General features: G+C 37.2%; 11 protein-coding genes and 1 riboswitch. Of the genes, 1 reads left to right on the plus strand and 10 read right to left on the minus strand.

Annotation, left to right across the window (positions count from 1 at the left end):
* Window positions 1-4: 4 nt before the first annotated feature.
* From SCI76_RS11740 to SCI76_RS11755, 4 genes are all read right to left on the minus strand, one after another.
* A complete protein-coding gene (locus tag SCI76_RS11740) occupies window positions 5-583 on the minus strand; it encodes a glycerol-3-phosphate responsive antiterminator (RefSeq protein WP_028412676.1) in 579 nt (192 codons plus the stop codon).
* Window positions 584-827: 244 nt separating this feature from the next.
* Complete coding sequence (gene bioB, locus SCI76_RS11745; protein WP_034264346.1) at window positions 828-1823, minus strand: biotin synthase BioB; 996 nt, start codon at window positions 1821-1823, stop codon at window positions 828-830.
* A gap of 412 nt (window positions 1824-2235) precedes the next feature.
* The gene (locus tag SCI76_RS11750; protein ID WP_407545215.1) at window positions 2236-4461 is read right to left on the minus strand and encodes an alpha-galactosidase; all 2226 of its coding nucleotides are present in this window, start codon (window positions 4459-4461) and stop codon (window positions 2236-2238) included.
* A gap of 19 nt (window positions 4462-4480) precedes the next feature.
* Window positions 4481-5026: a hypothetical protein gene (locus tag SCI76_RS11755; protein ID WP_223546639.1), complete on the minus strand. Its 546-nt coding sequence runs from the start codon at window positions 5024-5026 to the stop codon at window positions 4481-4483.
* Between the two features lie 321 nt (window positions 5027-5347).
* Between SCI76_RS11755 and SCI76_RS11760 the strand changes: the two genes are divergently transcribed.
* Window positions 5348-6661 (plus strand): APC family permease, encoded by a 1314-nt coding sequence (locus tag SCI76_RS11760; protein ID WP_028412680.1) that lies wholly within the window; start codon window positions 5348-5350, stop codon window positions 6659-6661.
* 129 nt (window positions 6662-6790) lie between these two features.
* Here the strand turns inward: SCI76_RS11760 and SCI76_RS11765 are convergent, their stop codons facing one another.
* From SCI76_RS11765 to SCI76_RS11790, 6 genes are all read right to left on the minus strand, one after another.
* A complete protein-coding gene (locus SCI76_RS11765; protein ID WP_407545216.1) occupies window positions 6791-6937 on the minus strand; it encodes a hypothetical protein in 147 nt (48 codons plus the stop codon).
* Window positions 6938-7060: 123 nt separating this feature from the next.
* Window positions 7061-7852 (minus strand): EcsC family protein, encoded by a 792-nt coding sequence (locus tag SCI76_RS11770; RefSeq protein WP_028412681.1) that lies wholly within the window; start codon window positions 7850-7852, stop codon window positions 7061-7063.
* Window positions 7853-7876: 24 nt separating this feature from the next.
* A complete protein-coding gene (locus tag SCI76_RS11775; RefSeq protein WP_013055189.1) occupies window positions 7877-8482 on the minus strand; it encodes a DedA family protein in 606 nt (201 codons plus the stop codon).
* A gap of 160 nt (window positions 8483-8642) precedes the next feature.
* A complete protein-coding gene (gene ytvI / locus SCI76_RS11780) occupies window positions 8643-9674 on the minus strand; it encodes a sporulation integral membrane protein YtvI (protein ID WP_407545217.1) in 1032 nt (343 codons plus the stop codon).
* A gap of 213 nt (window positions 9675-9887) precedes the next feature.
* Complete coding sequence (locus SCI76_RS11785) at window positions 9888-11147, minus strand: cation:dicarboxylate symporter family transporter (protein ID WP_025753247.1); 1260 nt, start codon at window positions 11145-11147, stop codon at window positions 9888-9890.
* Between the two features lie 105 nt (window positions 11148-11252).
* A riboswitch (cyclic di-AMP (ydaO/yuaA leader) is annotated at window positions 11253-11392 on the minus strand.
* Between the two features lie 273 nt (window positions 11393-11665).
* The gene (locus tag SCI76_RS11790; RefSeq protein ID WP_028412683.1) at window positions 11666-12490 is read right to left on the minus strand and encodes an undecaprenyl-diphosphate phosphatase; all 825 of its coding nucleotides are present in this window, start codon (window positions 12488-12490) and stop codon (window positions 11666-11668) included.
* Window positions 12491-12661 lie beyond the last annotated feature (171 nt).

Genomic DNA, 12661 nt, shown 5'->3' on the forward strand with positions numbered 1-12661 from the left:
TCGCTCATTCATATTTTTTCCATAGCCATGATTTTCCTGTAGAAACTGCCGTAGCCCCTGCTTTTAAAGCAGCTTGGATATGGCTTTCATTTTGAATGAGTCCACCTGTAATAATAGGGATACTTGTTTTTTTAACGATTTTCTCTATCATCTCCGGAATCAATCCTGGCATTAGTTCTAATGCATCCGGTTTAATATCTTGAACGGTTTTTAACCCCTGTGCTACTGCGTCTGTATCCACTAAAAACAGCCGCTGAATAGCAACCAGCCCTTCCTGTTTTGCGTAATTAATGAGTGAACTTTTAGTGGTTACGATACCTGTGGGCTTTACAAACTTAGCGAGAAATTTAAGCCCTTCCCGGTCATAGCTAATTCCCGGAATTTTTTCAATGTGTAAGAAAACCGTTCGATTATGCTGTTTGAGTAAATCTACATAGCGTTTAATTACACTGATGTTTCCCGTTAATAAAAAGGCGGCCTGGATCTCTGTTTCTAAAAATTGCTCTAAATTTTTCGGACTTTTAATGGATGCAATTAAACGATCTTGTCCAAGCTGTTGTAAGAAATCTGCTTCCTTATTCAAAACGATTCCTTCCTTTCATTTATAAAAAAACCACAAAAAACGCATAGGATGTTTATATAGACCTATTGTTTTTTGTGGTTTCTCAATTTCATAACCTTAGTAACTATTCACTTATCGTTCACATGTTTTATAATAATGGTTATTTGTGAAGGCAATATAAAGAAGCTGTTGAGTTTTGTAAAGTAAACGTATAGTTCCTGTAAATCTGCTGAAGATAAAAAAAGCCGTTGATTTCTCAACGGCTTCACAGTGCACATTCTTCGATTTCAAATCCTAAATCTTCAATTAATCCCCAGTCAGCTGTAGGTTCTTGACCTTGAGTCGTTAAATAATCGCCTACAAAAATTGAGTTTGCAGCAAACAAACCAAGCGGCTGAAGTGATCTGAGGTTAACTTCTCTGCCTCCTGAAATTCGAATTTCTTTGGTTGGATTTACAAAACGCATCATCGCTAACAGCTTTAAGCATTGCATTGGCTTTAACGCCTTTTTGTCTTCTAGAGGCGTTCCTGGAACGGCAACAAGAAAATTGCATGGAATAGAATCTGCATCTAACTTTTTAATTTGAAAAGCTAATTCAACGGCTTGTTCATTTGTCTCGCCCATTCCAAAAATTGCACCGGAACAAGGTGACAAACCTGCTTTTTTAGATGTAGTAACCGTATCGACTCGATCTTCATAGCCATGCGTAGAACAAATATTGTCATAGTTATCAGCGTGAGTATTTAAATTATGATTATAGCGATGAACACCCGCCTCGACTAGTTCGTGTGCTTGATCATCTGTTAAAAATCCTAGACAGGCACAGATTTTCAAGTCTGTCTTTTGACGAATTTCCTTTACCGCTCCCACTACGTGCGCTACTTCTTTATCAGTAGGGCGGCGGCCTGACGCTACGATACAATATGTACCTGCTTTTCTTTTTTGAGCTTCAAAAGCACCTTCTACAATTTTCTCTTTTGTTAACCACGCATACTTATCAATCGGCGCTTCTGATACAATCGACTGCGAACAATATCCACAGTCTTCTGGGCATAAACCCGATTTAGTATTAATAATCATATTAAGCTTTACTTTTTTTCCATAATGATGATGACGAATTAAGTACGCGGCATTCATGACCTCTAACACTTCTTCATCCGGTACATAAAGAAGTTGAAGCGCTTCTTTGTATGTAATTTCTTTCCCTTTAATAATAGACTGAGCAAGTGCTTTCCAATCTCTTAAACTTGTGGTTTCCATCGATTCCCCTCCACTTTAGTAAACTAAAAAAATATAAAGTTAACAATTATAACTAAAAGTTACCATTATCACGCCTTTTATGTCAACACTTCATAAATAATAGTTAACTTAAAGAGGCTGGGACAAAAGTAGTTGAGCCCAAGTAAAAAACGAACCATTCATCAACCTGTTTGATGAGTGGTTCGTTTTTTTTTGATGATGCATATCGTTTTATTTGTTTCGTTCCTTCTAGAAGTTGATTGGAGGGCAAGGCGAAGACTCCTGCGGGAAAAGCGGAACAGGTGAGACCCCGCAGGAGCGAAAGCGAAGCCTTGCACGGAAATCAATTGCGGTGTCATAAGCAGTCCAGCTCATGTATCTCATTTGTTCATCTTTCGATTGGATTTAGTTCGTTATGTCCCAGCCTCTTTGCTTATTGCGCTTGCAGTGTGTAAATAACCGATACAAAGTCTCCAGATTTTTTATCGTATGCTTCAACACCCGGATATTCATGAGTTAGAGCAATTCCTGCGTACATGAGCTCATCTCCATAAGCTGTTTGGTCTGTTTCCATCACTGTATATTCATAATCAGGATGAAGCCCTTTTAGCTCAATGCGTTCATAAGAAGGATTTGATCTAGCTAATACTTGATAATAACCGATGATTGCCTGCTTTTGATCGGATGAAACAACCATCCAGCTCGTCACATTTCCATCTTGTTCAAACGGACTTTTTAATCGATAGAATCTTCCATTTTGAATAAGAGATCGGTATTTTTTATAATACTGAATTTGTTTTTTTACCGTTTCTTTTTCATCTTCTGTCATCAGCGTAACATCTAACTCATAACCGAATGCGCCAAAATACGCAACGTCTCCTCTTGTTTCTAGACTTGTTACTCTGCGTACTTGATGATTTGGTACGGCTGATACGTGTGCTCCCATTGAACTGATTGGATAAGCAAAAGACGTGCCGTACTGAATTTTCAGACGTTCAATCGCGTCCGTGTTATCGCTCGTCCAAGCTTGAGGAGCATAATAAAGCATTCCCGGATCAAATCTAGCGCCCCCGCTTGCACACGATTCAAATAAAATATCCGGAAACTTCTTTGTTAGTCGCTCATACAAATCATATACTCCTAAAATGTAGCGATGTACTACTTCAAACTGGCGATTCGCGGGTAGCCCAACAGATCCAATCTCCGTTATATTTCGGTTCATATCCCATTTTATATACGAGATAGGTGCTTCACTTAAAATAGCTTCCATTCGTTCATAAATATAATTCACTACTTCTTCTCGTGAAAAATCAAGCACATATTGATTTCGTCCATGAGACTGATGACGATTTGGCACATGAATCAACCAATCTGGATGCTTTTCATACAAGTTGCTTTGCTTTGAAATCATTTCAGGTTCAAACCATAATCCAAAGTCCATACCTAAATCCGTTACTTTTTGAGCCAATGATTTCATACCGCCCGGAAGCTTATTTTCATCTACAAACCAGTCTCCAAGAGAAGTTGTATCATCATTACGTTTACCAAACCAGCCGTCATCCAATACAAAAAGTTCAACGCCCAGCTTTTGTGCTTCTTTGGCAATGTGTACAATTTTCTCTTCGTTAAAATCAAAATACGTCGCTTCCCAGTTATTAATTAAAACTGGTCGCTCTAAATCCCGCCATTTTCCTCTAGCGAGACGCTTGCGATAAAGCTTATGATACTCTTGGCTAAGACCGTTTAGCCCGTTATTTGAATAAGCCAATACTAGTTCTGGTGATTGAAAAGTTTGTCCACTTTCTAGTCGCCACTGAAAATCAAAAGGATGAATACCCATCGTTATTCTTGATACATTATAGTGATCTACTTCCACTTGTCCAAGAAAGTTTCCGCTGTATACAAGACTAAAACCATACGCTTCTCCACTGTGTTCAGTTGCAGCTGGATTCTTTAAAATTAAAAACGGGTTTTGCTGACTGCTGCTTGTACCTCTCGCACTAGAAATACTTTGAATACCCGGCTGAAGCATTCTTGTTTTCACGTGTCTCTCTCGAATCCAAGCACCGGAAAGCTGAACCATTTCATAGTTTGATGTGGGCAAATCAATGCTGCCGCTCATGATACGCAAAATATCGACTGGTTCTTCTCCTCTATGTTCAAATCGTGCGTGACGCGTAATAATATTTCGGTCTTCGTAAACGGTATACGTTAAAATAAGTGATGCATTGAGCAATTTATCAATCAGTTCAACTTCTACACTCGTGGCTTCACTCTCTTCTTCTACGTATGTAGCAGGTAAGCCGTTTAATGGCTTCTTGCCCTTGTAAATTTTATGGTTATCGTATTCAAAATTGGTGACTCGGCTTCCGTTTTGCTGAAGAAGTTGGTAGGCTGGCTCTCTGAAGTCTGTTGTCCCATAAGAAGGATACTCTTGTTTGATTGTTTCAAGAGAAAATGCTAGTTCTCCTTCATAGACCGAAGCGCTAGCTCCTCTTGTTTCCACACGTAAAAAATGCTGAAAAGACGGACGGTGCTTAAGCTTTTTTCCATAGTACAAGTGACCAAGCTGCTCGTTTCTCAACACTGAAAAGATATAACTTACATCGCGGCCCTGCAGGTGAAACTCCTTTGTACGTTCATTAAATAAGATCCCCACTCTATCTCTCTCCTCACCATCAAATATCTAACGAGACATTTCCTTTTTCATCTATTGCCGTTGCATGCTCAACAGCAGATGCTAGATTAATCTCTTTTCTTTCATACCATTTCGCTAAATCTTTGAATAACTCTTCTGTTTCAATCATTCTTGTATCTACTCGCAGTTCAGTTTCGTAGCTATGAAGAGACCAAGTGCTTTCACTAAATAAGTTCATCTCCACATCTAGACACATTTCCTTCCAATTGGGGGCACACCGAATAGGGTGAAGTATGTCTGAACATGCAATAGTGTAGCGGTTAGAGCCATTTTTATTCATAAAACAATGAACAGAAGAGGTACTCACATCTCCCTGACTAGTTTGTATAGATTTATATAGCTGGATATCTAACAACGGAACGCTCCATTTTAACGCCATTTTTGGAAGACTTCTTTTTTTAATCGACTTGACCGTTAATTTAATAAAATAAACACCATCTTTTTTTGTTTCATCCAATACAACATGCACACCTGGTCCCTTGTTTATCTCCAAGTTTATATAGGGTGTAGCAATCACTTCCTTCATCTCCTTTATCATCATTATAAGTTTATACACCTGCAAAAATGTAACCGCATTCAAAAGTTTGTTTTCGTATTTATTACAAGTAGATCATACTAATCGAAAGCTTTTTTACTTTCTTTCATTTTATGTAAAATGCTTTCTAGACTCAATGGTAAAAATCAAAGTGAAAAAAAGCATTTTTTTGCTTTATCTAGTAATTAACTAAACGCTCTTTATCTCTTAGCGCGCAATTTTCTCTTCTTTTTCAAAAAAAGATGACAAATCTAACAATATAGTATAATAATAAATATTGCAGAATGATTATACACAGAAAGGATGACAAATATGAATCATGGACCTTCTCTTCTTAAACAACTAAAATTATGGCATATCGTCGTGATAGGATTAGGCTACATGGCACCCATGGCCGTTTTCGATACATTTGGCATTGTAACTGAATCCACAGATGGACATGTTTCAGGTGCTTATGCATTCACGTTGATTGCTATTTTATTCACAGCCATTAGTTATGGAAAAATGGTAAAAGCTTTTCCTGGAGCTGGTTCTTCTTATACATACGCACAGCAAGTAATGAATCCAAGCATTGGTTTTTTGGTAGGATGGACGGCTCTTCTTGATTATCTATTTCTACCGATGATTAATGCACTTTTGACAAATATTTACCTAAGCTCTCTGTTTCCAGGTGTTCCAAAAGCCGTATGGATTATCAGCTTTGTGGTCATCATGACCATAATGAATATTTTTAGCGTTCATTTAACCGTTTCTTTTGGTACGCTATTAGTTGCTTTTCAAATTTTAGTAGCTATCATCTTTATTATTTTAAGTGCTACAACTCAAGGGCAAGAGCTATCATTTAAACCGTTTATAAGTGAATCGGCTTCTATATCTCTTTTATTAAACGGAGCAGCTATTTTATGCTTTTCTTTTTTAGGGTTTGATGCTGTAACCACCATGGCTGAAGAAACACTTAAGCCTGAGAAAACCATTCCCAAAGGGATTCTCATTATTGCATGTACGGGAGGCGCCTTATTTATTACGGTTTCTTACTTTGCTCAGCTTCTTTTCCCTTCAGCCTCTTTGTTTCATGATTTAGAAGGTGCATCGGCTGAAATCGCTTATAAAATTGGCGGCCAGCTGTTTCAATCTATTTTTGTAGCAGCAGCCTTAACATCAACTATTGCTTCTGGACTTGTCTCACATATGAGTGCATCAAGACTTCTCTACGCAATTGGGAAAGATGGTTATCTGCCACGGAGAATTTTTGGCTATATTCACCCTAAAACAAAGACGCCTGTTTGGAACGTAGTCATTATTGGTGGTCTCTCTTTAATTTCACTAAGTCTGTCTCTTGAAAAAGCTACCTCTTTAATTAATTTTGGTGCTTTAATTGCGTTCAGTTCAGTTAACATAGCGGTTTTTATCCATTATTTTATTCAACAAAACAAACGATCTCTCAGTGGATATATTTCATATGTACTTATGCCTTTACTCGGCAGTTTATTTTTATTTTTTATGTGGCTTAACTTAGAAAAAACATCCTTATTTATCGGTATTGTATGGAGTATAATTGGAATTATTTATTTACTGATTGCCAGACGAAAAAATACTATTACCATTCCTACTTTTCATTTTGATTAAGGAAATAGGCTTAACACACCTCGACATATTTCCCCAGAAATAATGTCGAAAAAAAGTAATCGAGACATAAACAAATCAATCCCATCTACACACGCACAAAAAGGTAAACGATCTAATATGAATCGCTCGTTACACCGCTGTTGATTTCCGTGCAAGGCTTCGCTTTCCTCGGGCGGCCGTTGAGCCTCCTCGTCGCTTGCGCTCCTGCGGGGTCTCATCTGTTCCGCTTTTTCCGCAGGAGTCTTCGCCTTGCCTCCAATCAACACCTAGAGGCAACTAAATACATGAAAGCTACATTTACTATATCAATAAAAAAATCCGAACGTATTTGATTCTCAACTAAGAATCAAACTCGTTCGGATTTTTCTTCAACTAAAATACTTTCATACCAGCCTATTTTTATTTTTTAGATTGTGAGACTTTTTCTAAAATGCGTCTTTTACGGTAAAGCATCATTCCAACTTCTCCTATATCGCTAATCGCTTGTTTGTTAATATACGCCCCAAACACCATCCCTGCTATAGGAATCATTTGAAATAGCTTTTTCCATCCCAAGTTGTCTCTATAGGTTAGAAACACTTCTCTCCAACCTTGGAGCTGCTGCAAGCTCTGCGTTCGATTGCCGCTTGCTAATTCTTCTAAAATCGCACGCTTTCCTACAATATCAGAGGATGAAAACTGCATGCATTTGACCATAAAAATGCGTTCCTCTTGCTCAGTGGGATCGTAACCATAAGAAACAGCCACTTCTTGCAGTGTCTTAAGCGTAAGTCCCAATACAAAAGGAATATCAATCGCCAGTGTGAAAATTCCACCTACTCCGGTTGTAGCTCCTTGCAGCTGCGCATTCTTTTTTCGGACTTCAATAAAATACTCCGCCAACTCATCCATTTCCTGCAGAGATAAATGCTGAACATCCTCTATTGACAGCTGCTTATTTTCTTGTAATTGGGCTGATGCTTTCTCTAGCGTGGCAGACGTATTAGCTAAATACTGGCCTCCATTATCAACATACTTAGCAATTTCATCTAATAATTTTTCTATTTTTTGATGAATGAACTTTGGCGTTACTTTATCTAAAGCTGAAAAAGGCAAGCGAGCCAGCCGCTCCCAGAAAAAAAGTCCTTTTTGGTCTTTCTCCCACTTTTCAATTTTTCGTAATTCTATTCTCAATTGTTCATGCTCTGACATATCCTCACTCTTTTCCTCGATTTATCAGCTCTGTCCTACTTGTTTATTCCGCACATATTTAATGATAAAAAACAACGCAATTAAAACAACAATTCCGATTCCAATAGGCTGCATGTATTGAGACACAATCGGACCCACCTCTTTCCACTTAGGTCCTAACTTATATCCTAAATATACGTAAATAGCCGTTACTGGAAGCATCGCAACAAATGTGTAAATAGAAAACAGCCATACATTCATTTTTGCCATCCCGCATGGAAAAGAGATAGCCGTACGCACTCCTGGAATAAACCGTCCAAAAAAAGCGACCCCGCTGCCGTACTTATTAAAAAAGCGATCGGCAGCGTCAATTTCTTTTTCTTTCACCAAAAAATATTTTCCATATTTTAAAACTAGCGGTCGTCCACCGTAACGTCCCAGTGCATAAAGAGTCAACGGTCCACACACACCGCCTACTGTACCTGCAAGGATAGCCAGATACAAGTTCATATCACCTTGGTACACCCAATACCCTACTAAAGGTAAAACAAGCTCTGCGGGGACAAACTCAAACGTTAATGCTAAAATTACGCCAAAATAAGAGAGCTGTTTTAGCGCTTCAATTAAAGAAAGTAAAACCGACTCTAACAAAAATTCTCCTCCTCATGTCATTAAATCTAAGACTGCAAAACTATAATTTAGCCGATTGATAGATAAAAACCAACGCGACATAGTTTTTTCCTTTCCCTCTTTACGTATGACGTACTACAAAAGTTTCAATAAAAAAAAGCGCTAGTTTTATCCAGCGCTTTTATAGTTTAAAGTTAATTTGAATAATACCTACTTTACGAAGAGCATCGTATAAAATAACTAAAGCCGGTCCTAAAAACAACCCGACAAAACCTAAAAGTTTAAATCCAATGTACAAACTAACTAATGCAGCCAAAGGTGAAATACCCATATTTGTAGAAAATACTTTTGGTTCTACTACACGTCTTACTACCGTAATGACTCCAAATAGAATAAATAAGCCGATTGCTAATGAGTCATGTCCTTGCGTAAGAGCAAAAATCCCCCATGGAACGAGCACCGAGCCTGTCCCAAGGATTGGTAAGATATCGACAATTACAATTAATAAACTAAGCAGCGCGGTATACGGAACATCTAATAGCCAAAGCCCTACATAAGCCATTACAAACGTCATGACACTTAAAATAATTTGTGCCTTAATAAAACCAACCCCCGCTTGGATAAGCTGAGTGATGACAACTTGTAGCTTATATTTCGTTTCTTCTGTTAAAAATGACTTAATTTTATTTTTAATAGCAGGCAGCTCAAGGCTGATAAATACAAGCGCTACTAAATAAATAAGAAACTCTAATAGAAACCCAGGAACAGTAGCGGCAAAGCTAATGATGATTTCTACCGTACTTTTTAATAGAGAATCTAATGAATTTACGGTTTTTTCAAGCGTGCGCTCGATAGAAGAAATCACTTCCGTAGGAAGAGCGTTTGAATAGTACTTCCACTTAATAATAGTTGGATAAATTGCGGTTTCATAGATTTCTTTTACAAATGAAGGCGCTATTTTTGAAAGAGCTACCACTTGCGTAACGATTGTCCGAACAATAAAAAATCCAATAAGTATGAGCGAAACAACATATAAAATGAAGGTCATAAGCACTGCATAGACTCTCTTCATTTTAAAAGATTGATATAATTTTTGAACAATACCCTCAAGTGCTAATGCTGTTAATAAAGCAAACACAATCGGTAAACTGTAAGGGATTAACAAACATACGATTACTATCGAGGCGATGACCCATATTCGCTTTTTCCACATACTCTACTATCCCCCAACTAGCTAAGCTATCTCTATATTTATTGATAAAGAAAGGAACCAGTGACTGCTTTTATGTAAGAATAAAATTTGGATATATTTATACCTGATGTTACATATTATAGGTTCAATTTCCATAATAATAAAGGAATTATTATGAAAAAAGCTACTTATTCTAATTTTTTGAATAGAATAAGTAGCTTTTTAATTTATAAATTAGCCGGCTCTCATGACCTCTGTACCTTTTTTAGGGTCAAATTTACCTTCAGATTTAGACATCACAATTGCTGCTAGTGTGTTTCCTACTAAGTTAACAACCGTACGTGCCATATCCATGATTCTGTCTACTCCCGCAATGAAGGCTAATCCTTCTGCCGGAACGCCGATTGTTCCAAGAGTAGCTAGTAATACAACAAATGATGTTCCTGGCACTGCAGCCATTCCTTTAGATGTAACCATCAATACAAGAATGAGCGTCAGCTGTTGAACGATCGTTAAATCAATACCATACACTTGCGCTAAGAATAACGCTGCAATCGCTTGATAAAGAACAGAACCATCTAGGTTAAATGTATAACCAATTGGTACAACGAACGATACGATAGCTTTTGGACAGCCCATCTTTTCAAGCTTTTCCATAATACGCGGAAGAACTGTCTCAGAACTAGATGTACTGTATGCTAACAACAGTTCATCTTTCATATAGCGGAATAAGTGGAAAATGTTAATTCCTGCCCATTTCGCAATTCCTCCTAATACAACAAGTAGGAAGAAAATTAACGCTAAGTAAACTAAGATAACAAGCTTTCCTAATGAAAGGAGTGACTCTAAACCGAATTTCGAAACTGTGACACCAATTAAAGCAAATACTCCAATCGGAGCCACTTTCATTACTAGGTTTACCACGTGAAACATTGCGTGAGAAACGCCGTCAAAGAATTGAACAACAGGCTTTCCTCTTTCTCCAATTGCCGCTACTCCAAGTGCGAACAATACTGTAAAGAAGATAATTGCTAGCATGTCCCCTTCAACAATTGACTGGAAAAAGTTTGTCGGAACAATGTGTAAGAATGTTTCAGCCACTGACTTTCCTTCTTGCTGTTTGGATGTTTCAACGTATTGTGAAATATCACTCTTCTGTGCTGAATGAATGTCTACACCTTGCCCAGGATGAAAAATATTAGCAACCAATACACCGATTATAATTGCAAAAGTCGTAATAATTTCAAAATAGAGAATGGTTTTAACGCCGAGCTTTCCGACCTGTTTACCGCTTCCTGCTCCTGCAACTCCAACGACTAAGCTTGAGATAACAATTGGAATAACAATCATCTTAATTAATCTTAAAAATAGGTCTCCTAGCGGCTGTAGGTATGTTACTACACGCGGATCGTTAAACCAAATTACTCCTACAAGAACACCGAGGATTAAACCGGTAAAAATCTGCGTAGCCAAACCAAAACGAATTTTTTTCATAGATGTACCTCCCCAAAGATGTATGACATTTGTATATACTTTTCTGAAAAAACAAAAAAGACTATTCTTAAGAAAGAACAGCCTTTTACTTACGCTATTTTGGGCTCTTTCTCTCAATAAAGCAAACGAGGTTAACTGTCGGATTCGGAATTGAGAGTTTCCTACCTTTTGTAAGGATTCACCCCAAGGCAGCTTTACTGCCGATAATGATTCCCCCGCTCTATACGATTAAGCTTATTATTCAATTTTTATAAAATTAAAACGATCTATACGTTGTCATACGTTTTTTACAGTCAATAAAACTAAACAGAAGTCTTACTTTTACTTAACTTTATACTGCACAAATATTAATTTACTATTTTTCGACACGTTTTGTCAATACCCATGTTTATAAAACGCTTTCAAAAGACAATAATATATATTTATGCAAAAAAGCTATTGCAATGTTGCAATAGCTTTTTCTTGCTTTTTAAGTCTTTATCAGAAGTTTAAATGGCTATAAAATACGCTTATTTATTTTATAAAAATACAAAATATAGAATAGCCGCTAAGACAATTCGATAAATGGCAAACGGAACTAATTTAATGCGGTTGATTAATTTTAAGAAGAAGCGAATCGATATAAGCGCAAAAATAAAGGCGCTGATAAAACCAGCAATAAAAAACGGTAGTGCATCTGATGTGAAATATTGCCAGTTTTTAACCAATGAAAGTCCACTTGCTCCTGCCATAATTGGCACTGCCATAATAAATGTAAAATCTGCGGCTGCCTTATGGCTCATTCCAAGAAGAACCCCTCCTGAAATCGTTGAGCCTGAACGAGAAAAACCTGGCCAAAGAGCAATACATTGAAACAGTCCTATACCTAGTGCTTGTCCATAAGACATTTGGTCCACCGTCTCTACACGCGGACGTTTAGGTCCAAACAAATCTGCTAGAATCATTAATACAGCTCCGACCACTAAGCCAATTAGCACCGTATTTAAAGAAAACAAATGTTCATCAATGTAATCATCAAACAAAAGTCCTAACACTCCTGCGGGTAACAAACCAACAATTACCTGCATTAAATTTAAGCGATTTGTCGGTCCAATTGCAGCAGCTGGTTTTTTTCCCAATCCTAATAAATTAATAAAACGATCTTTAAAAATAACAACTACTGCTAAGATCGACCCTAGCTGAATAACAATCTTAAATGTATTAGCTACTGGAGATGAAAATAATTCTTTTGAATTTAACCACAGGTCATCCACAATAATCATATGCCCAGTTGACGAAACAGGAGCAAACTCTGTTAAACCTTCTACAATCCCTAAAATGATTGCTACAATAATTTCCCACATAAAGCTATGTACCTTGCCTTTCTTTCAAATTAATAAGCTTATCGCTTCGTTTTACATGCTCAACTATTTTCCTATTTTGACACTTGCTTTTTTATCATAATTGTTAAAACTATGAAATACAATGTGTATTTGCAAAAAGATAAGAATCTTTAATAATTTGTAATAAAAAGC

The organism is Priestia sp. HNGD-A6 (assembly GCF_045784335.1).
GTDB lineage: Bacteria > Bacillota > Bacilli > Bacillales > Bacillaceae_H > Priestia > Priestia zanthoxyli.